Origin of the sequence: Variovorax sp. PAMC26660 (assembly GCF_014302995.1) — a bacterium.
Taxonomy (GTDB): Bacteria; Pseudomonadota; Gammaproteobacteria; order Burkholderiales; family Burkholderiaceae_C; genus Variovorax.
In genome coordinates this window covers 4,984,025-5,009,919 of sequence record NZ_CP060295.1, presented here as the reverse complement: position 1 = coordinate 5,009,919, position 25,895 = coordinate 4,984,025, and the positions used below count along the sequence as shown (strand labels likewise).

22 protein-coding genes are annotated in these 25,895 nt (G+C 63.0%); 10 read left to right on the top strand and 12 right to left on the bottom strand.

All coding sequences use genetic code 11. The features are described 5' to 3' along the window. The first annotated feature begins 52 nt into the window (after positions 1-52). The 3 genes from H7F35_RS23645 to H7F35_RS23635 all read left to right on the top strand — a co-directional run bounded on the left by H7F35_RS23645 (position 53) and on the right by H7F35_RS23635 (position 3,248). Positions 53-511 (top strand): DUF2501 domain-containing protein, encoded by a 459-nt coding sequence (locus H7F35_RS23645; RefSeq protein WP_261803327.1) that lies wholly within the window; start codon positions 53-55, stop codon positions 509-511. Between the two features lie 114 nt (positions 512-625). Then, a complete protein-coding gene (locus tag H7F35_RS23640) occupies positions 626-2,353 on the top strand; it encodes a SulP family inorganic anion transporter (RefSeq protein ID WP_187108995.1) in 1,728 nt (575 codons plus the stop codon). Between the two features lie 10 nt (positions 2,354-2,363). Next, the gene (locus tag H7F35_RS23635; protein WP_187108994.1) at positions 2,364-3,248 is read left to right on the top strand and encodes a LysR substrate-binding domain-containing protein; all 885 of its coding nucleotides are present in this window, start codon (positions 2,364-2,366) and stop codon (positions 3,246-3,248) included. Between the two features lie 24 nt (positions 3,249-3,272). Here the strand turns inward: H7F35_RS23635 and H7F35_RS23630 are convergent, their stop codons facing one another. From H7F35_RS23630 to H7F35_RS23610, 5 genes are all read right to left on the bottom strand, one after another. Beyond that, a complete protein-coding gene (locus H7F35_RS23630; RefSeq protein WP_187108993.1) occupies positions 3,273-3,848 on the bottom strand; it encodes a DUF3299 domain-containing protein in 576 nt (191 codons plus the stop codon). A 70-nt stretch (positions 3,849-3,918) separates the two neighbouring features. Beyond that, positions 3,919-4,326, bottom strand: coding sequence for an alternative ribosome rescue aminoacyl-tRNA hydrolase ArfB (gene arfB, locus H7F35_RS23625; RefSeq protein ID WP_187108992.1), 408 nt, complete (start codon positions 4,324-4,326; stop codon positions 3,919-3,921). 16 nt (positions 4,327-4,342) lie between these two features. Beyond that, the gene (locus tag H7F35_RS23620; RefSeq protein WP_187108991.1) at positions 4,343-5,527 is read right to left on the bottom strand and encodes an acetyl-CoA C-acyltransferase family protein; all 1,185 of its coding nucleotides are present in this window, start codon (positions 5,525-5,527) and stop codon (positions 4,343-4,345) included. A 31-nt stretch (positions 5,528-5,558) separates the two neighbouring features. Next, the gene (locus H7F35_RS23615; RefSeq protein WP_187108990.1) at positions 5,559-6,341 is read right to left on the bottom strand and encodes an enoyl-CoA hydratase/isomerase family protein; all 783 of its coding nucleotides are present in this window, start codon (positions 6,339-6,341) and stop codon (positions 5,559-5,561) included. Beyond that, a complete protein-coding gene (locus H7F35_RS23610) occupies positions 6,338-7,036 on the bottom strand; it encodes a TetR/AcrR family transcriptional regulator (protein ID WP_187108989.1) in 699 nt (232 codons plus the stop codon). The genes H7F35_RS23615 and H7F35_RS23610 overlap by 4 nt, the downstream gene beginning before the upstream one ends. Before the next feature lie 140 nt (positions 7,037-7,176). Between H7F35_RS23610 and H7F35_RS23605 the strand changes: the two genes are divergently transcribed. The 6 genes from H7F35_RS23605 (at position 7,177) to H7F35_RS23580 (ending at position 14,243) form a co-directional block, all read left to right on the top strand. Then, complete coding sequence (locus H7F35_RS23605; protein WP_187108988.1) at positions 7,177-8,049, top strand: ABC transporter ATP-binding protein; 873 nt, start codon at positions 7,177-7,179, stop codon at positions 8,047-8,049. Beyond that, positions 8,049-8,927, top strand: a complete 879-nt coding sequence (locus H7F35_RS23600; RefSeq protein WP_187108987.1) for a branched-chain amino acid ABC transporter permease — start codon at positions 8,049-8,051, stop codon at positions 8,925-8,927. Before H7F35_RS23605 ends, H7F35_RS23600 begins: the two co-directional genes overlap by 1 nt. A 408-nt stretch (positions 8,928-9,335) precedes the next feature. Beyond that, positions 9,336-10,373 carry a branched-chain amino acid ABC transporter permease gene (locus H7F35_RS23595; RefSeq protein WP_187108986.1) on the top strand — a complete coding sequence of 346 codons (1,038 nt, stop codon included), beginning with the start codon at positions 9,336-9,338 and terminating at the stop codon, positions 10,371-10,373. A gap of 35 nt (positions 10,374-10,408) precedes the next feature. Continuing rightward, on the top strand, positions 10,409-11,590 hold the full coding sequence (locus H7F35_RS23590) for an ABC transporter substrate-binding protein (RefSeq protein ID WP_187108985.1): 1,182 nt from the start codon (positions 10,409-10,411) through the stop codon (positions 11,588-11,590). Further along, the gene (locus H7F35_RS23585) at positions 11,590-12,426 is read left to right on the top strand and encodes an ABC transporter ATP-binding protein (RefSeq protein ID WP_261803326.1); all 837 of its coding nucleotides are present in this window, start codon (positions 11,590-11,592) and stop codon (positions 12,424-12,426) included. The genes H7F35_RS23590 and H7F35_RS23585 overlap by 1 nt, the downstream gene beginning before the upstream one ends. Continuing rightward, complete coding sequence (locus H7F35_RS23580) at positions 12,423-14,243, top strand: AMP-dependent synthetase/ligase (protein ID WP_187108984.1); 1,821 nt, start codon at positions 12,423-12,425, stop codon at positions 14,241-14,243. The genes H7F35_RS23585 and H7F35_RS23580 overlap by 4 nt, the downstream gene beginning before the upstream one ends. An 11-nt stretch (positions 14,244-14,254) precedes the next feature. Here the strand turns inward: H7F35_RS23580 and H7F35_RS23575 are convergent, their stop codons facing one another. Continuing rightward, the gene (locus H7F35_RS23575) at positions 14,255-14,584 is read right to left on the bottom strand and encodes a hypothetical protein (protein WP_187108983.1); all 330 of its coding nucleotides are present in this window, start codon (positions 14,582-14,584) and stop codon (positions 14,255-14,257) included. A gap of 6 nt (positions 14,585-14,590) precedes the next feature. Beyond that, on the bottom strand, positions 14,591-17,212 hold the full coding sequence (gene clpB, locus H7F35_RS23570; protein ID WP_187108982.1) for an ATP-dependent chaperone ClpB: 2,622 nt from the start codon (positions 17,210-17,212) through the stop codon (positions 14,591-14,593). Positions 17,213-17,366: 154 nt separating this feature from the next. Between clpB and H7F35_RS23565 the strand changes: the two genes are divergently transcribed. Beyond that, entirely contained in the window at positions 17,367-18,362 is a 996-nt protein-coding gene (locus H7F35_RS23565) for a Bug family tripartite tricarboxylate transporter substrate binding protein (RefSeq protein WP_187108981.1), read from the top strand. Between the two features lie 333 nt (positions 18,363-18,695). On the opposite strand, the gene H7F35_RS23560 is transcribed toward H7F35_RS23565, so the two are convergent. The 5 genes from H7F35_RS23560 to H7F35_RS23540 form a co-directional block, all read right to left on the bottom strand. Next, positions 18,696-19,172 (bottom strand): molybdenum cofactor biosynthesis protein MoaE, encoded by a 477-nt coding sequence (locus tag H7F35_RS23560; protein WP_187108980.1) that lies wholly within the window; start codon positions 19,170-19,172, stop codon positions 18,696-18,698. 91 nt (positions 19,173-19,263) lie between these two features. After that, complete coding sequence (locus H7F35_RS23555) at positions 19,264-19,938, bottom strand: hypothetical protein (protein WP_187108979.1); 675 nt, start codon at positions 19,936-19,938, stop codon at positions 19,264-19,266. A gap of 210 nt (positions 19,939-20,148) precedes the next feature. After that, entirely contained in the window at positions 20,149-20,700 is a 552-nt protein-coding gene (locus tag H7F35_RS23550) for a hypothetical protein (protein WP_187108978.1), read from the bottom strand. Between the two features lies 1 nt (position 20,701). Next, positions 20,702-22,534 carry a LysM peptidoglycan-binding domain-containing protein gene (locus tag H7F35_RS23545; protein WP_187108977.1) on the bottom strand — a complete coding sequence of 611 codons (1,833 nt, stop codon included), beginning with the start codon at positions 22,532-22,534 and terminating at the stop codon, positions 20,702-20,704. After that, the gene (locus tag H7F35_RS23540) at positions 22,534-25,320 is read right to left on the bottom strand and encodes a type VI secretion system Vgr family protein (protein WP_261803324.1); all 2,787 of its coding nucleotides are present in this window, start codon (positions 25,318-25,320) and stop codon (positions 22,534-22,536) included. Before H7F35_RS23540 ends, H7F35_RS23545 begins: the two co-directional genes overlap by 1 nt. Positions 25,321-25,895: the final 575 nt, after the last annotated feature.

Here is a 25,895-nt window from a genome sequence, read left to right as displayed (position 1 = left end):
CTCCGGTATGCTGGTGGCCGCTTTCCACCATGCTTACCGACAGGAGGCCACCATGCACGCTCGCTCCACCCTCATCGCCCTGGCACTGCTCGCAGCGGGCGCCTCGGCGCAAGCCAACAACCTGCTCGACCAGTTGAAGGAAAAAGCCGGCGAAGCAGCCAGCGCCAACACGCAAGGCGGCGGTGCCAGCGGCGGCTCCGCGCTCGGCGATCTGGGCAGCAAACTCGGTTTCAAGATGCCCGCCATCGGCTCCAGCACCATGGGCAATGCAGCCGGCGTGCTGCAGTACTGCGTCAAGAACAACTACCTGGGCGGCGACGCGGCCTCGGTCAAAGACAAGCTGCTCGCCAAGATCACCGGCCAGAAGCCGCAAGAGACCGGTTTTGCCAGCGGCGCGAAGGGCCTGCTCAAGGGCGGCGACGGCCAGACGCTCAACTTCAAGGTGCTGTCGTCGAAGGTCAAGACCAAGGCCTGCGACTACGTGCTCAAGAACGCGACGTCGCTGATCTAGCCCCGGCCCCGGCCACGCCCCATCTTTCTTCAGACCTCCGTGCGCCCGGGCGTGGCGCACCGCGTGCCCGAGACCTCGACCCCCGTCTCGACCTCGCGCACCAGCATTTCCTTCATGAATCCGGCTACCACCTCCCCTACCCTGCGCCAGCGCCTCTCCCGCTGGGTCCCCTGCCTTGCCTGGCCCCGCCCGTCTGCCGCGCTGCTGCGCAACGAGGCGATGGCCGGCATCACGGTGGCGCTGATGGTCATTCCGCAAGGCGTGGCGTATGCCGCGCTGGCCGGCATGCCGCTGGTGACGGGTGTGTATGCGGCGCTGTTCCCGGCGCTGATCGCGGTGATGTTCAGCTCGTCGCAGCGGCTGTCGGTCGGGCCCACGGCGCTCACCAGCCTGCTGGTCGGTGCCTCGCTTGCGCCGCTCGCGGTCGCGGGCAGCGCCGAGTGGGTGGCGATGGCGGTGTGGCTCACGCTGATGTCGGGCGCCGTGCAGATCGTGCTGGGCGCAGGGCGCTTCGGCTGGCTGCTGCGGCTGGTCAATTCGCCGGTGCTGATCGGCTTCACGCAGGGCGCGGCGGTGCTGATCGCCATTTCGCAACTGCCGGCGCTGCTGGGCTTCACGGGCCGCACCATTCCGCAGGTGCTGCAGGGCGGCCCGCTGCCCGACCTCGTGGCCATCGCCTTCGGCCTGGGCAGCATCGCGGTGCTGTTCCTGGGCAAGCGCATGGTGCCGCGCTTTCCGAGCACGATGGCGCTGGTGGCCGGCGCGGCCGCGATCAGCTGGGTCATCGACTACGCGCTGCGCGGCGGTGCCGTGGTGGGCAGCCTGCCTTCGGGCCTGCCGTCGTTCTACTGGCCTGGCCTGCTGCCGCTGGGCACGCTCGGCGCGCTGGTGCTGCCCGCGCTGATGATCACACTGGTGAGCTTTCTTGAAACCGCGTCGAGCGCCAAGGTCGACAACGCGCGCGCCGGCACGCTGTGGAACGAAAACCAGGACCTGATCGGCCAAGGGCTCGCCAAGCTGGCCTCGGGCTTCTCGGGCGCGTTCCCGACCAGCTCGTCGTTCTCGCGCTCGGCGATCACGCTTTATGCGGGCGCGCAGACCGGCTGGGCCACGCTGTTCAGCGTGGTGGTGGTGGCCGGCGCGCTGCTGTGGCTGATGCCGCTGCTGTACCACGTGCCGCAGGCGGTGCTGGCGGCGGTGGTGGTCACGGCCATCCTGGGCCTTGTGAAGCCTGCGAGCTTTCGCGCGCTGTGGCGCATCTCGCGCATCGAGGCGGGCATTGCCTTCGGCACCTTCGTGCTGACCATCGCGACCGCGCCCAATATCTACTGGGGCGTGCTCGGCGGGCTGCTCGCGAGCATGGCGCACTACATGTACCGCCACCTGCATCCGCGCATCATCGAAGTGGGCCTGCACCCGGACGGCAGCCTGCGCGACCGCAACCTCTGGAAGCTGCCGCCGCTGGCGCCGCAGCTCTATGCGCTGCGCATGGACGCAGAACTCGACTTCGCCTCGGCCTCCACGCTGGAGCGCTCGCTCACCGTCGCCCTGGCCGAGCGGCCCGGGCTGACCGACGTGTGCCTGTTCGCGCAGCCCATCAACCGCATCGACATCACCGGCGCCGAGGTGTTCGGCTCGATCCGGCGAATGATGGAATCCAAGGGCATCCGCCTGCACCTGAGCGGCATGAAGCTGCCGGCGATGCAGGTGCTGGAGCGCGCCGGCCTGCTGGCACCGGGGCCGATGCTCTTCAGCTACCGCACCGATGGCGAAGCACTCGCGGCGCTCATGCCGCGCATCGACGTGCCGGTCGATACAGCGCCCGCGCAAGCCACGAGCTGAACCTTCGGCCATGAAGACCACCATCGAAGAACTGGTCGCGTTCCGCACCGTGGTGGACACTGGCTCGATCACCGCCGCGTCCGAGCAGCTCGGGCAAACGGTCTCGGGCATCAGCCGCGCGCTGAGCCGGCTTGAACAGAAACTCGACACCACCCTGCTTCGCCGCACCACGCGGCGGCTGGAACTCACTGAGGAAGGCGCCACCTTCCTGCAGCGCACACGCGCCATCCTCGATGCGATCGACGATGCCGAGGAACAACTGGCCGCGCGCCGCCAGCAGCCCGCCGGGCGCTTGCGGGTGAATGCGGCCTCGCCCTTCATGCTGCACGCCATCGTGCCGCTGATGCCGGAGTTCCGCCGGCTGTATCCGCAGATCAGCCTCGAACTCGACACCGACGACCTTCCCATCGACCTGCTGGAGCGGCGCACCGACATCGCGATTCGCATCGGCCCGCTGCGCGATTCCACGTTGCACGCACGCCCGCTCGGCACCCATCGACTGCGCGTGCTGGCAAGCCCCGGTTATCTCGAAGCGCACGGCAAGCCGCGCAAGGTGGCCGAGCTGGCCGACCATGCGCTGCTGGGCTTCACCCAGCCCGAATCGCTGAACCGCTGGCCCTTGCGCGGCGTGCATGGCGATGAATGGCAGATCACGCCGACGGTGGCTGCATCGAGCGGCGAAACGCTGCGCCAGTTGGCGCTGGCCGGTGTCGGCATCGCCTGCCTTGCGGACTTCATGACGAATGCCGACCGTGACAGTGGCGCGCTGGTGCAGGTGCTGGCGAAAGACACGCTGGACGTGCGCCAGCCGGTCAATGCCGTGTACTACCGCAACACGCAACTGGCGGCGCGGATCACGTCCTTCCTGGACTTCCTGACGCAGCGAATGACCTGAAGGACAGGGTGCGCGCGAGCGGTGTCAGTCGCCGGCCGCGACGAAGCGCTCGACCGATGCGCCGGTGATCTCGTAGCCGCTCACGCCCATGTCTGCCGAGGCATAGCGCGCGGCCCTCAGCACGCCGCTGACCTTGACCGTGTCCATCGCGTGCAGGCCCTTGAAGGTCTCGCCCGCAACCACGCGCACGATCTGGTTGGCTGGCGGTGGCGGGGTGTGGATGCAGGCGCCGAAGTACGGCACCAGCAGAAATTCACGGATGCCGCCCTGCGTGTTGTCCAGTGGCACCACGAAGCCCGACAGCTTGGCCGCCTTGCCGTCGAGCGCCACATTGATCGGCGCGTTGTCCCAGACGGCACGCATCTCGTCGAGCATCTGAATGGCACGCGGGTCGTTGTCGCGCAGCGCTTCCAGGCTGATGTTGCGATAGCGCTTGGTCGGGTCCCAGCTCTTGGGAATCAGCTCTTCCCACTTCAGCTCCGGGGCCGCGGCGATGTTCGTGGTCGACCCGGTCTGGGATGCAGGCCCGCAGCCTGCCAGGAAAGTCGCGACAAGCGCCAGAAGAAGCGCGCCCAGGGCGCGCGGAAGGAAGCCTCTCATGGGCTCGATTGTGCGCGGCGGATGTTTCAGAGCCGTAAAGCGGGGCTTTGCCCTCTTTTGCGGCCGGATGTCAGTCTCGCACCGGCCCGCGCAAGTTCTTGATCTGCGAACGCTGGCTCTTGCCTTCGAGCCGGCGCTGCTTCGAGCCATAGGTAGGCTTGGTCGCGCGCCGCGCGCGCGGTGGCGTCGCCACGCTGTCGACCACCGCCTGCAGCCGCGCGAAGGCGTCGGCGCGGTTCATCTCCTGCGTGCGGTGTTGCTGGGCCTTGAGCACCAGCACGCCTTCCTGCGTGATGCGGCTGTCGCGCAGCGCGAGCAGCCGCTCTTTCACGTCGTCGGGCAGCGAGCTTGCCGGGATGTCGTAGCGCAGGTGCACCGCGCTCGACACCTTGTTGACGTTCTGCCCGCCCGCCCCCTGCGCACGGATGGCGCTGATCTCGACTTCGTCGGGGTTGATCAGGAGGGGCGGTCGGAGCATGCAGGCGAGTGTGCCTTCAAACGCGCTCGAAGACGGCGGCGATGCCTTGGCCGCCACCGATGCACATGGTGACCAGTGCATAGCGGCCACCGGTGCGGTGCAGCTCCGCAATCGCCTTCGTCGTGATGATCGCGCCAGTCGCGCCCACCGGGTGCCCCAGCGAAATGCCCGAGCCGTTCGGGTTCACCTTGGCCGGATCGAAACCCAGCTCCTTGATGACCGCGCAGGCCTGCGCCGCGAAGGCTTCGTTCGACTCGATCACATCGAAGTCGCTCACCTTCAGGCCGGTGCGCTCCAGCACCTTGCGCGTGGCCGGCACCGGGCCGATGCCCATGTATGCAGGCTCGACGCCGGCGTGTGCGTAGCCGACCAGGCGCGCCAGCGGCTTGAGGCCCAGCGCCTTCACGCGCCCGCCTTCGGCCAGCACCACGGCGGCAGCGCCGTCGTTGATGCCCGATGCATTGCCGGCGGTGACGAGCCCGTCCTTCTTGAACGCAGGCTTCATCTTCGACAGCGTCTCGACGGTGGTATCGGCACGCACGTGTTCATCGGTGTCGAACAGCACGATGCCCTTGCGCGTCTTCACCTCGACCGGAACGATCTGCTCCTTGAAGCGCCCCGCCGCAATCGCCGCCGCTGCGCGCTGCTGGCTGGCCACAGCCAGCTCGTCCATCTGCTCGCGCGTGATGCCGTAGCGCGCCGCCACATTCTCGGCCGTGATGCCCATGTGGATCTTCTCCCACGGGTCGTGCAGGATGCCCAGCATGTAGTCGAGCAGCACCGCGTCGCCCATGCGCGCACCGTAGCGTGCCGAGGTGTCGAAGTACGGGCCGCGGCTCATCGATTCCGAACCGCCGCCGATGGCGATGTCGCAGTCGCCCAGCGCAATGGCCTGCGCCGCCGACACGATGGCCTGCAGGCCCGAGCCGCACAGGCGGTTGACGTTGAAGGCCGGCGTCTCGACCGGGCAGCCCGCGTCGATGGCGGCCACGCGGCTCAGGTAGGCGTCTTTCACGTCGGTCGGGATCACGTTGCCCATGACCACATGGCCGATGGCATCGGGCGCCACGCCGCTGCGTTCGATGGCGGCCTTGACGACGGTGGTGGCCAGTTGCGTGTTGGGCACGTCCTTCAGCGCGCCGCCGAAGGTGCCGATGGCGGTGCGGGCAGTGCCGACCACGAAGATGTCGCGTTGGGTCATGGTGTGGATCTCCTGGATTGAAAAATGAGGTTCAGCGGCCGGTGAAGGCGGCCGGTTTCTTGTCGAAGAAGGCGTCGATGCCGATGCGGAAGTCGTCGGTGGCCGCGCAAGTGCGGAAGGCGGCCGATTCGGCATCGAGCTGGCCGGCAAGGTCGCGGTCGAGCGAGCCGCGCATCAGGCGACGCAGGTTGCCCAGCGCCACGGTCGGCCCAAGGGCCAGCCGCTGCGCGAGTGCCATGGCCTCGGCTTCGAGGTCGGCGGCAGGCACCACGCGGTTGATCAGCCCCATGCGCTCGGCGGCGGCGGTGTCGTAGGCGTCGCCGAGCATCGCGATCTCCAGCGCGCGGCGCATGCCGATAAGGCGCGGCAGCGCCCACGAGGCACCCACGTCACAGCTCGTGCCGATGTTCACGTAGGCGAGGTTGAAGCGCGTGCCCTCGGCGGCGAGCACGAAGTCGGCCTGCAGCATCAGGCTCAGGCCTGCGCCGGCGGCCACGCCGTGCACCTGCGCAACCAGCGGTGCGTCCATGCTGTTGAACACGGTCAGTGCTTCATGCAGCGGCCCGATCAGGTCGGCTGCGCCCTGCAGCGGATCGGCCCGCAGCACGGCCAGGTCGCCACCCGCCATGAAGCCCTTGCCTGCCCCGCTCAGGAGCACGGCGCGCACGCCCTTGTCGGCGGCCAGCTCGCGCGCGGCGGCAAGGAAGGCATTGGCCATCGGCACGCTGATCGCATTGAGCGCGGCCGGCCGGTTGAAGCGGATCGTGGCCACCGCGCCATCGCGGCCCAGCAGCAGTGGAGCGTCTGTCGTCATGTCTTTCCTTTGGCTTTGGTCGCACGGGGTTTGCGGCTCGCCGCAGCCGGACGCTGCAGCACGCCGTTCAGAAGCAGTTCGATGCCCTGGTCGGCAATCTGGTCGGGCGTGAGGTCGCCGTCCGGGCGATACCAGCGGCCGATCCAGCTCAATGCGCCGGCCAGCATGAAGGCCGCCATCTTCGGGTCGCAGGGCGCCAGCGAGCCTTCGGCCACGCCGTCTTCGATGAGCCGGCGGAACTGCCCGTCGATACCGGCCTTCAGGCGCCGCAGCTCCTTCTTGAGCGGATCGGGCAGCGGGTCTTCGCCGATGCGGATCACGCACATGCCGAAGTCCTGCGTGACCACGCCCGAATAGATGCGCATGCAGGCCTTGAGCTGCTCGATGGCGCTGCCGCCCGAGGCGCGCACCTCGCCGATGCCGACCTTCATCAGGTCGAGCGCGATGCGCACGCACTCCAGCAGGATCTGGTCCTTGCTCTCGACGTAGTAGTAGAGCGTGGGCTTGCTGACGTTGAGCCGCTCGGCAATGTCGTCGAGCGACGTTGCATGGAAGCCGCGCTCGTTGAACAACTGGGCAGCCGTCTGCAGCACGGCATTGCGCTTGACTTCGCGCTGCTGCGCGCGCTTGTCGGCGGGCTCCCAGGGCGAGGACGGGGTGGAGGAAACGGGCGAACGAGGTGCAGGACGGGGCATGGGGTTTGTGCGGGCGCGGGAAAGTCCGGATGCCGCGCAATGCAGCGACCAGTGACATTACCCGTCAGTAGGAATTTTACGTACCAGTAGCTTTCTTGCTCCTGGACACAAACCCTGACCTTACAACGACGCGCTTAGCCATGCCTGACGAGCCCCGCGGGGACTCCCCCTCCCCCCAGACACCCCCGGTGCTGCAAGTCGATGCCTTGACGCTCGCCTTCGGTGGCGTGAAGGCATTGACGAACGTCGGCTTCAGCGTTGCGCCCGGCTCGATCACCGCGGTGATCGGCCCCAACGGTGCCGGCAAGACCTCGCTGTTCAACACCATCTCGGGTTTCTACAAGCCCTCGCAGGGCCGTGTGCTGTTCGAGGGCCAGGACATCACGCGCCTGCCCGCGCCCCGGCGCGCCGCGCTGGGCCTGGCGCGCAGCTTCCAGAACATCGCACTGTTCCGCGGCATGACGGTGCTCGACAACATCAAGCTCGGCCGCCATGTGCATCTGAAGACCAACGTGTTCGACGCCCTCTTCTACCTGGGCCGCGCGCGCCGCGAAGAAGCCGAGCTGCGGCGCGACGTGGAGGAACGGATCATCGATTTCCTGGAGATCGATCACATCCGCCACGCCTCGGTCGCCGCCCTGCCCTACGGCCTGCAGAAGCGCGTGGAAATGGCCCGCGCCCTCGCCATGCAGCCCAAGGTGCTGATGCTCGACGAGCCCGTGGCCGGCATGAACCGCGAAGAGACGGAAGACATGGCGCGCTTCATCCTCGACGTTCGGCGCGAGTGGGGCATCACGGTGCTGATGGTGGAACATGACATGGGCATGGTGATGGACCTGTCGGACCACGTGGTGGTGCTCAACTTCGGCCAGGTGATCGCGCAGGGCACGCCGGCACATGTGCAGGCCGACCCGGAAGTCATTCGCGCCTATCTTGGCGCGGGTGACGTGGGCGAGTTGCGGCGCAGGCTGCGCGGTGAAGTTGCGTCAACAACAGCCGCAGAGGTGGCCTGATGGATTGGGCCTACCTCTTCGAGATCGCGCTGACCGGCATTGCGGGCGGCGGCCTGTATGCGCTGGCGGCGCTGGCCTTTGTGCTGGTCTACAAGGCCACGCGCGTCGTCAACATCGCCATCGGCGAGATGCTGATGGTCGGCGCCTACCTGTTCTTCACCTTCGCCGCGAGCTTCTCGCTGCCGATCTGGCTGGCCGTGCTGGGCTCGGTGATAGGTACCGGTCTGCTGGGCGCGGTGATCGAGCGCACCATGATCCGTCCGCTGCTGGGCGAGCCGCCGATCTCGGTGTTCATGGTCACGGTGGGGCTGGCGTCGGTGCTCGTGGGATTGGTCGAGATCATCTGGACCGCGGACCAGCGCCGCCTGCCGGAATTTCTGCCGAACACACCGGTGATGGTCGGCGAGGCTTTCCTCGCGCCGAAGATCGCCTACGGTGCATTGATCGCCGTGGTGCTGATCGGGCTGGTGCTGTTGCTGTTCCGCTTCTGGCGCGGCGGCATCGCGCTGCGGGCCACGGCATCGGACCAGGCCGCCGCTTACTCGATGGGCATCAACGTGCCGCGCGTGTTCTCGCTCGCCTGGGTGGCCTCGGCCATGATCGCGGCGGTGGCCGGCATCATCGTCGGCTCCATCGGCGGCATCTCTTCGTCGATGGGCGTGTTCGGGTTGTCGGTGCTGGTGGTGGTGATCGTCGGCGGGCTCGACAGCGTGCTCGGCGCGCTGGTCGGCGGCATCTTCATCGGGCTGGTCGAGGCGTTGGCCGGTTCTTATCTGGGCGGCGAATACAAGTTGCTCGCGACCTTCATCGTGCTGGTGCTCGTGCTGATGGTTCGGCCTTATGGGCTGTTCGGTACGCACGAGATCGAGAGGCTCTGAGATGAACGCCTGCCTTTCTGTTCTTCGCGTTGTTCGTTTGGGGCGCTGGTGTTCAGGGCGCGGTTGTTCAGAGCGCCGTTGTTCAGGGCGGCACTCACGCCGACACGGTGCTCTTTTTCGCGAATGTCCCCCGCTTCGCTCCTCCTTTATTTCGCGAAAAAGAGCCCCGTATCGACGTGAGCGCTCAGAGCACTTGTTGATCGGCGATCACCAGCAGCGTGCCCCTGTGCGAATGACACCGGGTGCTCCCCGCAGCGAAATGAAGGAGGAGCGAAGCGGGGGACATTCGCGGAGGGGAGCACCCGGTGTCATTCGCAATCGCCCTGAACAGCAGCGCCCCAAACAACAGTGCCCTGAACACCAGCGCCCCGAACAAGAACGCCAAGAACACAAGCGGCAGGCAACCCAATGCGCATAGGCACCTCCAAGCAAAGCTACACAGCCGACGCAGCGCTGTTCGACTCGCGCACACAGAAAACGTGGCTCGCCATCGGCGCAGCGCTGCTCGTGTTGTTCCCGTTCATGGCCAGCGACTACTGGCTGTACCTCGCGTGCCTCGTTGCCATCAACGTCGCAAGTGCCACGGGCCTCAACATCCTCACCGGCTACACAGGACTCGTGAGCCTGGGGCAAGCGGCCTTCATGGGCCTCGGTGCATATACCGTCGCCATCATGCAGACGCGGCTAGGCACACCCTTCCTGCTGAACATCCTTGCGGGCGGCGTGGTCGCGATGCTCGGCGGGCTGATCGTTGGCATTCCCTCGCTGCGCGTGAAGGGGCTCTACCTTGCGATCGCAACCATCGCGGCGTCTTTCATCACGCACTTCCTGTTCGCCAACCTCAAGCTCACGGGCGGCACGACTGGCATCTCGCTGCCACCGGCGCAGTTCTTCGGCCTGCCGCTGGACACGTCGTTTCGCCTCTACTGGGTCATCGTGCCAGTGATGCTCCTCATGGTGCTGGGCGCGGCCAACCTGTTTCGCACACGCGTGGGCCGGGCCTTCATCGCGATCCGCGACCGCGACATCTCGGCCGAGGTGCTGGGCATTCCGCTGCTGCGCTACAAGCTGCTGTCGTTCGGGCTCTCGTCGTTCTACGCAGGCGTGGCCGGCGGGCTGTGGGCCTACTTTTTCCGCGTGGTCACGCCAGAAAGCTTTCCGCTGCTCATGTCGATCTTCTTCCTCGCCGCAATCATCGTCGGCGGCATGGGCACCGTGCTCGGCGGCATCTTCGGCGCGGTGTTCATGACCATGGTGCCGGAGCTGCTGAAGCTGGTGGTCGACCTGCTGCCGGGCGGCGTCGAGATGACTGTTTTTCTCTCGCCCGTTCGCACCGTCGTGTTCGGGCTGCTAATCGTCGGATTTCTGGTGTTCGAGCCACACGGGCTCGCAGAAGTGTGGCGGCGCATACGCCGCTTCTTTCATCTATGGCCTTTTCGCAATTGACGCAATTCGCGTAACCAGAACCAGGAGACAAAAGCATGCCCAAGACACCGAAACTTTCCCAACACCGCCGCGCCCTGCTGATCGCCGCCAGCCTTGCAGCAGCCGTGCCGTTCGCTTATGCGCAAGGCAACGAAGACATCGTCATCGGCGGCTCGATCCCGATGACCGGCGTGTTTGCTTTTGCGGGCGTGGGCATCAACGCCGGCATTGCCGACTACGTGAAGATCGTCAACGACGCGGGCGGCATCAAGGGCCGCAAGCTGCGCTACGTGCCCGAAGACACGGGCTACAAGGTCGATGTGTCGGTGGCGGCCTTCAAGAAGATCACCAGCCAGAACAAGGTCAACCTTTACTACGGCGACTCGACCGGCTTTTCCAAGACCATCAACCCCGAGCTGGACCGTGGCGGCCAGATCCTGATGGCGGGCGCCTCGTTTGCGACCGAACTCAACGATCCGGCCAAGTACCCGAACCAGTTCCTGGTGGGTCCCGACTACACCGAGCAGATCGGCATTCTGCTGCGCCACATCGCGAAGGAAAAGCCGGGCGCCAAGGTGGCCTTCGTCTACTCCGATTCGGAATTCGGCCGCGACCCGATCGAGGCCAGCGAAGCCGCCGCCAAGAAGCTGGGCCTCACGGTGCCCGTGAAGCTCATGACGCCGGCCGGTAGCGTGGACGTGTCGACCGAAGTCATCAAGCTGCGCCGCGCCGCGCCCGACTACACCATCTTCCACGGCTACATCCTCGCGCCCATTCCCGAGTTCATGCAGCAGGGCAAGCAGATGGGCATGACCAGCAAGTGGATGGGCACCTTCTGGACCATGGACAGCTCCACCGTGATGAAGATGGGCGAAGTCGGCGACGGCTTCATGGGCGTGATGCCCTACCGCTACTACTACGACACCACGGCCAAGGCGCCAATGCTCGACAAGATCCGCGCGCTGCGCACCGACTACCAGAGCACGGCCTACACGCAGGGCTTTCTCACGGCGATGCTGTTCACCGAAGCGGCAAAGCGCACGCTCGACGCCGGCAAGCCGCTGGACGGCAAGAACCTGAAGGCCGCGCTCAACACCATCAAGGACTTCGACACCGGCGGGCTGATCGGCACGCCCATCACCATCAAGGGCAACTCCATTCCCGTGGGCCGCGTCTACAAGGCCGACATGAAGGCCCAGAAGATGCTGCCGGCCTCCGACTGGATCGCATTGAACTGATGACGATGGACGCGCGCGTGGCACCGCCCGACCTCGTGCTGGAGGTCAACAACATCGAAGTGGTCTACAACAAGGTCGTGCAAGTCTTGCGCGGCCTGTCGCTGGCCGTGCCGCGCGGGCAGATCGTGGCGCTGCTGGGCAGCAACGGCGCGGGCAAGTCGACCACGCTGAAGGCGGTGTCGGGCCTGCTCGCGCTGGAAGACGGCGAGGTCGAGGCCGGCCGCATCGCATTCGACGGCGCGCCGACCGCGCAGCTCGCGCCGCAGCAACTGGTGCGGCGCGGCCTGAGCCATGTGATGGAAGGCCGCCGTGTGTTCGAGGACCTGACGGTTGAAGAAAACCTGGTGGCCGCGACCTATGCGCTGACGGGGCGCGACGGGCCCGCGCCCTCGCGCAACTTCGACAACGTGTATGCCTATTTCCCGCGCCTGCACGAACGCCGCAAGGGCCTGGCGGGCTATCTCTCGGGCGGTGAGCAGCAGATGCTGGCCATCGGCCGCGCGCTGGTGGCGCAGCCCAAGCTCATCCTGCTGGACGAGCCCTCGCTGGGCCTTTCGCCCAAGCTGGTGGAAGACATCTTCACGATCATCGCGCGCATCAACGCCGAGCGCGGCACCTCGATGCTGCTGGTGGAGCAGAACGCGAGCGTGGCATTGGCGATCGCGCACACGGGCTACATCATGGAAAGCGGCAAGGTCGTGATCGACGGCAGCGCCGAGCGGCTGGCGGCCGACCCGGACGTGCGCGAGTTCTATCTGGGCGTGGGCGGCAGCGGCGAATCGCGCAGCTTCCGCGAGCTCAAGCACTACAAGCGCCGCAAGCGCTGGCTCTCATGACCGATTCATCGCTCCCTTCCCTCACGCTGCCGCAGATGCTGCGCGAGCAGGCGCGCCAGCAGCCGCATCGCATCGCGATCCGCCAGAAGGACTTCGGCATCTGGCATCCGCTGGACTGGGCCGACTACCTGCAACGCGCCAGCCACTTCGGGCTGGGCCTGCATGCGATGGGCCTGGCGCCGGGCGGGCACCTGGGCGTGATCTCCGAGAACCGCGTCGAATGGCTGCTCGCGCAGATGGGCGCGGGGCTGATCGGCGCCGTGACGGTCGGCGTGTACCCCACCAGCCCGAGCAACGAGGTGGCCTACGTGGTCGGGCACGCGGACATCGAGGTGATCGTCTGCGAAGACCAGGAGCAGACGGACAAGGTGCTGGACGCCATCGACCAGTTGCCACGCCTGCGCAAGATCGTCGTCATCGAGACCAAGGGACTGGCGAGCTATCCGCCTGAGGTGCGCGAGCGCATCGCGACATTTGCAGAAGTCGAACAAGCCGGCGAACAGGCGCAGGCACGCGACGGCAACGCGCTGATCGACGCCGCGCTGCAACGCCAGAAGCTGGGCGACATCGGCCTGATGATCTACACCTCGGGTTCGACCGGCAAGCCCAAGGGCGCGATGATTTCGTACCGCAACATCCGCGGCGTGGTGCCCGGCATCGTCGAGCGGCTTGGGCTCGACGGCGACACCACGCACCTGTCATACCTGCCGCTGTGCCATGTGGCCGAACAGATGCTCACGGCCTTCGTGCCTGTGTACCTGGGCTCGCAGGTGAATTTCGGCGAATCGATCCGCACCGTGCAAGAAGACCTGCGCGAAGTGGCGCCCACGATGTTCCTCGGCGTGCCGCGCATCTGGGAGAAGTTGCATGCGGGCATCAGCATCAAGATGCAGGAAGCAGGCCGCCTGCAGCGCGGGTTGTTCCAGCGCGCGCTGGACGCATGCGCACCGCTGGCCGAGAAGCCGCGCAGCAGCTGGACGCTGGCCGAACGCGGCCGCTTCGCCCTCGCCTACTGGACCGTGCTGCGTGCGCTGCAGAACTTCATCGGCCTGCGGCGTGCGCGCATCGCGCTCACCGGAGCGGCGCCGATCCCTGCCGACGTGGTGCGTTTCTTTCGCACGCTGGGCGTGCCGCTGGTGGAGGTGTACGGCCTGACCGAGTCGACCGGCATGATCGCTGGCCACCGCAGCGATGCGGTGAAGATCGGCACGGTCGGCCCGCCCACGCTGGGCACCGAGCATCGCGTCGGCGAAACGGGCGAGTTGCTGGTGCGTGGCGACATGGTGTTCGAGGGCTACTACAAGAACCCCGAGGCCACGGCGACGTCGATCCGCGATGGCTGGCTGTACACCGGCGACGTGGTGCGCGAGGAAGACGGGCAGTTGCGCATCGTCGACCGGCTCAAGGACATCATGATCACCGCCGGCGGCAAGAACCTCACGCCCTCGGAAATCGAGAACACCATGAAGGGCAGCCCCTTCATCAAGGAATGCATCGTGGTGGCGGATGGCCGCAAGTTCGTCGGCGCGCTGCTGCAGATCGACTACGAGACGGTGGGCAAGTGGGCGGAGGCGCAGCGCATTTCATTCACGCATTTCCGCTCGCTGGTGGAAGAGCCCCAGGTGCGCGCGCTGATCGACACGGAGATTTCAAGGGGCAATGAAAAGCTGGCGCAGGTGTCGCAAATTCGGCGCTTTCATCTGCTGACCAAAGAGCTGGACCATGACGACGGTGAAGTCACCGCAACCATGAAGGTGCGGCGCTCCAGCATCTACAAGACCTACGCCAGCGAGATCGAGGCGCTGTACAGCGCCTGATCGGAGGGGGCTTAGTCGCCGCGCACGGGGCGGGCCCGCACGTCGGTCACGTCGTCGACGGAGCCGATGGCGATGGGGCTGCGCACCGACTCGCCGCGGGCGCGGGCGCTGACCACATCGGCAGCGGTGGGCTCGGCCGGCGCGGCAGGATGGCGAAAACGGTCGAAACCCGAGCGCGGGTTGAAGCGCATCACCCAGGGCGTCACGGGCTTGCCCGTGAGACGCCCCCAGGCGTAGCGCACACCCCACACTGCGGCCAGCAGCATGACCGCCACGGCCAGGCTGGCCGCGAAGACCAGCCCCAGGAGCAGAAGAATGACGCGAAGAATAAAGTTCATCATCCGACTTTAGGCCGAAGCGGCCGCCGTTGGTTCCCCGGCCTTGGTGAACGAGAACTGGCCTGGCGACTGGATCGGGTCGGTATTGACCTCGATCGTGTCCTTCGGCCCGAAGGTCCCGTCGAGCAGCAGCTTCGACAGCGGGTTCTCCAGGCGCTGCTGGATCGCACGCTTGAGCGGACGCGCACCGAACACCGGATCGAAGCCGACCTTGGCAATCTCGGCCAGCGCCGCGGGCGACACCTCCAGGCCCAGGTCCATCTTCGCCAGGCGCGCCTTCAGCACCTTGAGCTGGATACCGGCGATCGATTCGATGTTCTTTGCGTCGAGCGCATGGAACACGACCGTCTCGTCGATACGGTTCAGGAACTCGGGACGGAAGTAGTTCTTCAGCTCGTCCCACACCGCTTCCTTGATCTCTTCGGAAGGCTTGCCCACCATGGCCTGGATGATCGGCGAGCCGATGTTGCTCGTCATCACGATCACGGTGTTCTTGAAGTCCACGGTGCGACCCTGGCCATCTGTGAGCCGGCCATCGTCGAGCACCTGCAGCAGCACGTTGAACACGTCGGGGTGGGCCTTCTCGACCTCGTCGAGCAGCACCACGCTGTAGGGCTTGCGGCGCACGGCTTCCGTGAGGTAGCCGCCCTCTTCATAGCCCACGTAGCCCGGTGGCGCGCCGATCAGGCGGGCGACCGAGTGCTTCTCCATGAACTCGCTCATGTCGATGCGGATCAGGTGGTCTTCGCTGTCGAACAGGAAGCCCGCGAGCGCCTTGCACAGCTCGGTCTTGCCCACGCCCGTGGGGCCGAGGAACAGGAACGAGCCCGTGGGGCGGCTCGGATCGGACAGGCCCGAGCGCGAGCGGCGGATCGCATTGGCGACCGCACCGATGGCCTCGTCCTGGCCGACCACGCGCTCATGCAGCTTGTCTTCCATCACGAGCAGCTTGTCGCGCTCGCCTTGCATCAGCTTGGCGACCGGAATGCCGGTGGCACGCGCCACGACCTCGGCGATTTCTTCCGCACCGACCTGCGTGCGCAGCAGCGTGGGCGCGCTGGACTTGCCCTTGCTCGCCTCGCTGGCCTCGGCTTCCTTCAGGCGCTTTTCGAGCGCCGGCAACTGGCCGTATTGCAGCTCGGCCACCTTGTTGAAGTCGCCCTTGCGCTTCCATTCCTCGATCTGGAACTTGATCTTGTCCATCTCTTCGCGCACATGTGCACTGCCCTGGGCCTGCGCCTTTTCGGCCTGCCAGATCTCGTCGTAGTCGGCGATTTCCTTTTGCAGCTTGGCGATCTCGTCCTCGATCAGGCCGAAGCGCTTCTGCGAGGCTTCGTCTTTTTCGCGGCGCACGGCTTCGCGCTCGATCTGAAGCTGGATGAGGCGACGATCGAGGCGGTCCATGACCTCGGGCTTGGAGTCCATCTCGATCTTGATCTTGGCCGCAGCCTCGTCGATCAGGTCGATGGCCTTGTCGGGCAGGAAGCGGTCGGTGATGTAGCGGTCGGACAGTTCGGCCGCGGCCACGATGGCCGGGTCGGTGATCTGCACGCCGTGGTGCACTTCGTATTTTTCCTGCAGGCCGCGCAGGATGGCGATGGTGGCCTCGACGCTCGGCTCGCCCACGATGATCTTCTGGAAGCGGCGCTCCAGGGCCGCATCTTTCTCGATGTACTTGCGGTATTCGTCGAGCGTGGTGGCGCCTACGCAATGCAGCTCGCCGCGTGCGAGTGCGGGCTTGAGCATGTTGCCCGCATCCATTGCGCCTTCGGCCTTGCCGGCACCGACCATGGTGTGCAGCTCGTCGATGAAGACGATGGTCTGGCCTTCGTCCTTCGCGAGTTCGTTCAGCACGGTCTTCAGGCGCTCTTCGAATTCGCCGCGGAACTTGGCACCCGCCAGCAGCGCGGCCATGTCGAGCGACAGCACGCGCTTGCCCTTGAGCGACTCGGGCACTTCGCCCGCAACGATGCGCTGCGCGAGGCCTTCGACAATGGCGGTCTTGCCCACGCCGGGTTCGCCGATGAGCACGGGGTTGTTCTTGGTGCGGCGTTGCAGCACCTGGATGGCGCGACGGATTTCCTCGTCGCGGCCGATGACCGGGTCGAGCTTGCCCAGGCGCGCGCGCTCGGTCAGGTCGGTGGTGTATTTCTTGAGCGCTTCGCGCTGGCCTTCGGCATCGGCGCTGTTCACACCCTGCCCGCCTCGCACGGCGTCGATGGCCGATTCGAGCGACTTGCGGCTCAGGCCGTTTTCGCGGGCGATCTTGCCGACATCGGCCTTGCTGTCGGCCAGCGCGAGCAGGAAGAGTTCACCGGCGATGAACTGGTCATTGCGCTTGATGGCTTCCTTTTCGGTGGCCTGCAGCAGCTTGCCCAGTTCAGGGCCGACCTGCACGATGTCGTGGCCCTGCACCTGCGGCAGGTTCTTGATGGCGACCTCGGCCGCCTGCACCAGGCCCGGCACATTGACGCCGGCACGCTCCATCAGCGCGCGGGGGCCATCGTCCTGGCGCAGCATCGCGACCAGCAAGTGGGCCGGCTCGATGTAGGCGTTGTCGTTGCCGAGCGCCAGCGTCTGCGCATCGCTCAGCGCTTCCTGAAATTTGGTGGTGAGTTTGTCTTGTCGCATGGTGGTATTCCTGCATCCAAAATAGGGCCGTTCGGGCACGATTCAAGGCTGCCGGCCACGCCGGTGCTTTGGGCATGGCTATTGCACGGGATCCGCTTCCCCTTGTCCGTAGGCATTTATCTCTTTTTCTTCTTTCTCTCGAATGGAGTCGATCATGGTTTTTTCAATGCAGCGCGTTCAACCGGTTCGCCGGGCGATCAGCGCCGGCCTCATCCTGGCGGCCCTGGGTCTGTCGAGCCTTGCGCAAGCGCAAAGCGGCACGCCCATCCGCCTGCTCGTCGGTTTTCCGGCTGGCGCGGGCACGGATGCCATTGCACGCACTTTGGGCGAAAAGCTCAAGGACGTGCTGGGCGTGCCGGTGATGGTCGAGAACCGCGCGGGCGCGGGCGGGCAGATCGCGGCCACTGTGCTGAAGTCGTCGCCGGCCGATGGCCATACGCTGCTGCTGTCGCATGACCACACCATCTCGATCCTGCCGCAGGTGATCAAGAACCCCGGTTTCAACCCCGCCACCGACTTTGTGCCCGTGGCCGGCTTCGCCACTTTCGCCAACGTGCTGGCCGTCTCGGGCGGCACGCCGGCCAAGAGCATCGACGAGTACGTGAAGTGGGTCCGCACGCAAAAGGGCGGCAAGGAAACCATCGGCATTCCGGCACCCGCGTCGATTCCCGAATTCCTCGTGAAGATGATCTCGGACAAGTACAAGATCGACGTGCAGCCCGCGCCCTACCGCGGCAGCGCGCCCATGACGGCCGACATGCTGGGCAACCAGATCACCGCGGGCATTGCCTCGGTGCCGGACTTCATCGAGAACCACAAGGCCGGCAAGGTGCGCATCGTGGCCTCCATCGGCGCCAAGCGCCAGGCGGTGCTGCCGAATGTGCCGACCTTCACCGAGCTGGGCTTTGCGAACCTGGAAGACCTGCCCTACTACGGCATCTTCGCGCCAGTGGGCACGCCGCAGCCGATCATCGACAAGTACGGCGATGCACTGCAGAAGGTGCTGGCCATGCCCGACGTGAAGCAGAAGCTGACGACGATGGGGCTGACGGTTGGCTACGAGCCACAGGGCCAGTTCGCGGGCCGCGTGCGCACCTATACGCAGACCTGGGAGCGGATCATTCAGGCCAGCGGGTTCAAGCCTCTTTGACACCTGTTCGCCGCCGCGCAGCAGCTTGTTGAGGGTTGCGCGCGGTTTGTTCGGGGTGCGTGCGAATGACACCGGGTGCTCCCCTCCGCGAATGTCCCCCGCTTCGCTCCTCCTTTATTTCGCTGCGGGGAACACCCGGTGTCATTCGCACCTGGACGCGCTGCTGGTGCATCGCCGATCAACGACCGCTCTGTCTAACGCTCATGTCGATACGGGGCTCTTTTTCGCGAAATAAAGGAGGAGCGAAGCGGGGGACATTCGCGAAAAAGAGCACCGTGTCGGCGTGAGCGTCGCCCTGAACAGCAACGACCCAAACAGATCCCAGACAGGTTCCTACGCGTTCGGACTGGTGATGCCCCAGCGCGCCAGCGCCGCGTCATCGGCCACACGCGCATCGACCCATCGGGCGCCTTCGGGCGTCTGTTCTTTTTTCCAGAACGGCGCCTGCGTCTTGAGGTAGTCCATCAGGAACTCGCAGGCCTCGAAGCTCTGGCCGCGATGCGCCGACACCACCGCCACCATCATGATCTGGTCCAGCGGCTGCAAGAGGCCCACGCGATGGATCACGCGCACACCGAGGATGTCGAAGCGCTTGTGCGCCTCGTCGATCATGGCCTCGATGGACTTCTCGGTCATGCCGGGGTAGTGCTCCAGCTCCATCGATGCGATGGTGCTGCCGTCATTGCGGTCGCGCACGGTGCCGACGAAGCTGCAGACGGCACCCACGCGTTTGTCGCCCGCGCGCAACGTGGCGACCTCTTCGGAGAGATCGAAATCGGCCGTCTGGATCGAAACACGCGCAACGCTCATGTCCGAATTGTGGCATCGCAATGTAGATGCTGCGTTGGAGCGTGCGCGCCAGCGCGGCTTCAATTCGATCAACGCGTTCGCCTCACCTTGATCAACCCGCCGCAAGCCGGTCGGTACGTATCAGCGTCTGTTTGATGAAGATCAGTTTGCGTTGTTTGCCCTGCGGCCCATGCGCCTGCTGGCGAAAGTGGCCGCGCCGCCAGTGCGGTGACACTTGTCCATCCAAGCCCAATTCATCAGCCTGCGCGCCAGCCCAATCGGTGGCCCTGGCGGGACCGACGATGCATCGGTCATAAAGCTGCTCAACCTCCGCCAGCCTGAGTTCGCGCTTGCGCCTGCCCAGGCCGAGAAACGTCCTTGGCGCACTGCTGTAGGCCCGGTCATGTGAGATCACGGTGTCATCCAGGCTCAGGTACAGCAAGGTTTTGACGGTGTAGTCAACCGCGAAGGACCACAACGCCAGCCCTCTCTTGTAATCGTCGACCCTGCTTTCGTCATCGCAGCCTCCCATCGACTCCGAGACCAGACGTTGCACAGCACACGTCTCGTCATCAATGCGCAGTTGCAGACTGCGCTCCTCGACATACCCGGCACTTCTGAATGTCATCGTGTTCAGCGTAATGGCGCGCCGTGCACCTGCTGCGGAATCCACGCGCTCCAGTTCGGAGGTAAACACAAAGATCGCCCCGACATCCGCGCAACGCGAGCGCTGCTCCGCGGGAACAAGGATGCACATGGCCTTGACCGGTGGGCGCAGCAAGCCCACCGGGAGATCGAGGGCGATGTCAACGCCCCCCAGCTCCGGCCATGCCAAATAAAAATTTTGGATTCCACACCAAGCGACGAAAAAAAATCATCGAGAGCACCCTTTGGGGTGCTTCCCCCCAAAAAAGAAAGTGCCTACCGAGGTGAATACTCCACGGAGCCCGCTGGCCAGACCTGCAAATCCCCCAAACCCCCACATCTAACAATTGAGCTATGGCGCGCGCGTAATTGGAGGCAAAAGCGCGCAAAACGCATCCTCCACATCCTTCTTCATGGGTCGATTGCCACGTGAAGCGAGAACTACAGATTGAATCTCCTTCTTTTTCGTCGTCAAACTCATCATTTTTGCGACACCTTGATTTGAGTAAACAACAATCCCATCAAGGCCATCGTAATGCCGAAATCCAATTTCGCTATATTTTCTCAGCGCGTCGCTCAAGTATTTTCTTTGAATAGCGTCCCTCTTCAAAAAGACTTTTCTTACCAAATCATCATCAATCAATGGCGGGCGCTTTTTCATATACAACAAAGAATCCCCCGATTTCCATTGTCCATCGCAATTAATCGAATTGCTCGCAACAAAATCGGCAACTACTGAATCAATCCTCTCTCCGTCGAAGGAATGATCGAGATTTACCCATACCACGTAAGGGCCACCAGCATATCCCGCAGAAGCAGAGAGGTGAATTATAAAAGATGATGCAAAAACAAGAACCCCCTGCCGCGAGAGTCGTCGCAACAACGAAGACCAAAAATTGATCATACTATGTAATCGTCGGGGTTGCTTTGTTTGCATCGATTCCCATTCCTTCATTTATCTCGGCTGCATTCATTTCTTCAAGCTCGGAGCTAGAGGCATCCTTCTTGGCTTGCTCATAATATGCAACTGGAACAAAATATTTCAGATGATTCGGATCACCCTTATGCGCGACTTTTTTCCCTTCTTTGTTTTTTGTTGTGTATCCGGCAACGGGTGTGGCGTTGAAGTATGAGAAGTTTATTTGCTGACTTTGATTTCCGCCAAGCAATATTAATCCATTGGCACCATTTTTCGCATACACAAATCCAACATGATGCCCATGATCGGATTTTGATGTGACCATCGCGATGGCACCATATATGGGTTTTTCCATTTCAACAAACAAAGGATTTCGAATAGTGGCGGAGGTCTTTTCTGTTTTTTCTTTTGGACCACTCACCTCATAAAATCCATGCGCACGTGCTTTTGCAGTTCTATGCCCGGGATAGGTTGCATTGTCAATTGGATATTTTGCCTGCAATAGGCACCAATTGACGAACGCGGCGCACCATGCGCTGTTAGGTCCATATAAAGATTTCAAACCATCATCAATTTCGATATGGTAATTAATCTTGTTTTGCAGTGTAAGCTCGACTTCTCCAGCTCTAAGTTTTGCTTCTGCTATGGCGATGGGCATCCAAGGGGCTCTGCCAGACAGAGTGTTGATCAGAGCCAACTGCTTCCCTGCTCCCTTCTTGGATCGCTCCGAATCTGATGGCTGCACGCTGGAGGAAATAGGTGGCACTGGTGGTGTGGTGTGGCGTGACCGCTTTTTCGGAACTGCTGCCATGCTTGTCGAGGTAGATTTTGGCGTTGCAGTTGTTGGAGCCGCGCTTGATTCTGCCTCACCACTCCCATTGATCAGCAGCACCTCTCCAGGATAGATGGTGTCGCTTTTCAGACTATTGCTGATTTTGATCGTAGCTACATTAGTTCGATACAGTTTTGCGACATTTCCCAGACTATCTCCGGGCTGGACCACATATTTCATCGACTTCTTCTGCCTAAATGAAGAGCCATTAATCTTCTCCGACCCCGCAACACCTTTCCATTTTCTGAATTTCGCCAGAAGATTGAAATCCTTTCCGACGTCACCTTGAATCACCCCAATTTTTACGGATTCTTTGGTCTTTGAATCTACTATCTTAACGTAAACAGGAGTTTTATCAGCCGGATGAATTACTGGTGGAAAACGTCCTACCGCATCAGATTTGACCTTTTGCTCTTTGCCTCCTATTTGGAGAATTATCTCTGCATCGGGCAAAGGCTGACTACCATCGGTCGCATTGATCCTGCTCACAACCACCCACAATTCTTTGCGAGTTGCAGGCTTGGCGTAATACCCCTCAATCTCCGCAATACTGTCTGCAATCTTTTCAAACTCCTCGGCACTGCATGAGTCAATTTTCTTGTCAATCGGAATCTTGCCAATCTTAAGCAAGTCTTCTATGTATTTTTGTGTGTTGTTTTCTTTTTCTGGTGCGTAGTCAGGAATGGCTTTTAGAATTGTTTTTTCTCCATGCATTCTTTTTAAATTGGCCTTCAGCTCTGCGCGCCCAGCATCTTCATCCGGGAATATCAAAAATACCCTGCCTGATTTTGTGGTGGCAAATCCCACATAGCCTTTGGCTTTTTTAGGCGCAGGCACTCCATCCACAAGACGGGCTGTCAAATCTCCGGGATTATTTATTCGCCATGGCAGCGTTCCTCCGGAGCGCAAAAAATGCCGACCATCGTCGCAAATAAATTCAGCAACCTCGATATTTTTGTGATAGATCGCAGATATAAATCTTGACATTATTTATTCCGAATTTGAACCAATTCAATCAGAAAAGCCTCAACTGCGGACTCCGAAAGAAAATGATTGAATTCAGAATTACCTTCTGTTTGTGCGTACTTCGATTTTTCGACATCGAGTAAGCCATCATCTGAATTATTGCTATCGGCTTCTTCGATTTCTGTGTTGGAAGCGTCGAGATTTCTGTGCACCGTTCTGCTCGTCGGGACAACATTCCAACTCCAAGTCTCTTCGCCCACGATCAATACTGCTTCGTCTGGCGTTTCAAAAGTAACTCTCGGCAGCCGGCCGTTGGCCGGGATGACTCCTTCCGCTTTGATTTCCTCTCGCTCGTCCAGAATCTTGTAGGGCAATCCCGTCATTTGCATGTGTTTGAAGATCTCGTCACTGCCAAGTGGCGCGAAGCGAACGCTGTACTTGTCGTCGTGACTTACGCCCCGCATCCGCAGGAGCTTTTCCATGCTCATTGGCCCGGCGAAGCTGTGCGTGGCCGCATGCTCGCGCCACACCCCATTGGTGCCATGCACGATGCCTGAGGCATTCCATCGCGTGTAGCTGCTCCCCCCGTTGATCAGGATCTCTTCCTTGGCGGTGATCGTGATCCTGTTGGCCTCCAGCTTGATGTCGAGCTTGGCCATGAGGTTGATGCTGTTCTGCAGCGCCACGATGTCGATGCCCGCGGTGGCCGCTGTCAGGCGGATGGCCTTGTAGGCAAAGAAGCGCACGGCGTCCTTGACGCTGGCCAACAGGCTCTTGCCCGCGCTGATGCTGGTGTGCCCGCCACTGCTCAGGGCGATATGCTCGATGCTCGCGATGTGCGTCGTCGTGCCGGCCGTGCTGTGAATACCCGCCGGACTGGCAAGTACCAGATGAGGTTCGTTGAGTTCCGGGAACTGCCCTTCCGATGCGTTGCCGCCCTTGCCCTTGATTGCGTCGTTGTGTTCCTTCAGGACCTTCGTGACGGCATCCTGATCGCCTGCCTTGTGTGCCTTGGCCTGCTGCGCAACCTCGCTCATCCCTTCGTGCAGATCCTGCGCCTGCGTGAGTCTGACGACGGTCTCTCCCATGTCGGTGATGTGGGCCTGCGCATTGGGTCTGGCCTCCGTGGTGAGCAGCAAACCTTGGGCGGCGCGGATCGCGCCATGCCCATCGGTACGCAACTCGACGCCCTGGCCCCGGTCATCCTTGCGGCCGGCCGTGTCTTCGATGCGCCCGATGTGCCCCAGGCTCAGGCTGCTGCACTGGTGATCGCTTTTGAGCTGGGCCTGGATCTTTCCGGCCTTGTCGTCCAACGCGATATGGTTGCTTCGTCCACCCGGGCCTTTGCCGTCCGAGCTCAGTTCGCGGCTGCGAAAGCCCGAAAGATTCTTCTGTTCGGGCAACAGCCTGGGTGGCATGTTCAAGCGGTTGTAGACCCGGCCAGTGACGATAGGCCGGTCGGGATCGCCGTTCTCGAAGTCGACGATCACTTCCTGGCCGATGCGCGGAATGTGCATGCCACCTAAGTTGGTGCCGGCCCAGGGGGAGGACACACGAATCCAGCAGGAGGCGTTCTCGTCTTTCGTGCAGTAGCGGTTCCAGTGGAAGCTGGCCCGGATCCGGCCGTATTCGTCCGTCCATATTTCCTGACCGCTGGGGCCGGTGACGATGGCCGTCTGCGGGCCCGTGGTTCTGGGCTTGGGCTGGGTCTGCGGTGAGCGAAAGATCTTGTGGGCGGGCTGAACCTCGAAGTCGGTACGGCAAACGTAGTCTTCCTGACCACTGGCATGCGCGCTTTCGTGCAGGCGCAGGGTGCTGGCGATGACCAGGTACTCGAGGTTCGCTGCGTCTTGTGGGTAGTGGGTCAGCGAGAAGGTGCATCCCGTCACGATTGCCCGCAGGTTGCCGCTTCCCCGCCCGCGGCTGCCAGGAGCGCCGATTGCCTCCATGCGCGTGCGCGCAAGGTCCCGGCCTTCGTCCGGATCGCTGTAGTCGCCCGGCCACTTGTACATCTCCTGCGCACTGTTGCCCGTGTTGCGCGGCATCCTGGCGACCTGCTGGAGCCGGGCGCGCGGCTTGGTGAAGTCGAAGTCGTCGGTCACCCACTGGCCCGATTCCAGGTTTTCGACGCTGCAGAAGTTGTCGCAGTATTCCTCGTCGATCTTGTGACCCGGCGGATGGTAGGCAATGGCGTGATACGCCGGGCTCTCGAACTTCATGTGCGCGCCGACGTCGTCCACCAAGACCAGCTTGTGCGCCCCATCCTTGTGTTCAAAGAAGTAGTAGATGCCGAATTCCTGCATCAGCCGCGTGATGAACTCGAAGTCCGTCTCGCCGTACTGGACCTGGAACACCCGCAGGGGATACCGATGGGTGACGCGCTTTTCGGTCAGAAAGCTATAGCCGGCGAGCACCTCCTCGATGATCTCCAGCGGGGTCTTGTTCTGGAAGATCTTGTAGTCGCTGGTGCGTGTGGCCAGGGTCAGCCAGGGGCGAAGGGAGATTTCGTAGATGCCCCGGCGGTTCTCGTGCTGCACGAACCTTGCGCTGGTCACCAGGGCGTTGATCTCGCGTGTGCCTGCGCCCGTGCGGGCCGCCACACCAAAGCCCTTGCCGTCGAGTTCGATGCAGATGCTGAACTCTTTGCCGATCAGTTGTTTGACCGGAACATTGGCTGTGACGTACTCGGTCAGGGCCGGGCTGTCGGGGGTCTGCAGCCGGACGGTGTATTCAAAGAGTTCACCCAACGCCTCACGGCCATCGAGTGACTTGAATTCCAGCGCGGGCTGGCCCAGCAGGCTGGGCATGGCGGCGCTGACGACACAGATGGTTCGCGAAACTGTGAAGAGGGAAGACACGCATGGGACCTTGACGAGTGATCGTTCAAAAAGTCTGGGGCATGCGTGCCCAGCACCATTGCAAACAATCATCGCCCGGGCCCTCTCAGCGGACAAACACGGAAAGAGTGCGGAGTAGTTTGCAAAACCATCGCACTCCGACCACGTAAGAACGCCTCATTGGCGTGGCTGCAGCAGGGCCTTCCTTCAAGATTTCTCTTGCAGAGAACTCCTGTCCTCACATGCTCGCTCTGGATTCGCGACCGTCCATGGGAGGAGCTCGAAGAGCTCCAGCAGCCCATTCAAAACTTCGGCGCTGCACCAGTCCAGGCCTCCTAGGCTAGACTGTTGCAATGCCTTGTCTCGCCACGCTCCTCCCGGTGCTTTCGCACCCCGAGAGCCGTTGCGCGCGCCAAGGCTGCAAAGCAAAAAAACCAAAGCTCGTCTGACCGGAGCCGAGGTTCCGTCGTCGGATGAGCGACGGAACCTGCCAAGGCTTTGGCCCCTCATGGGTTGCGCGCGCATCGGACGGTGGTTCTTTCCAT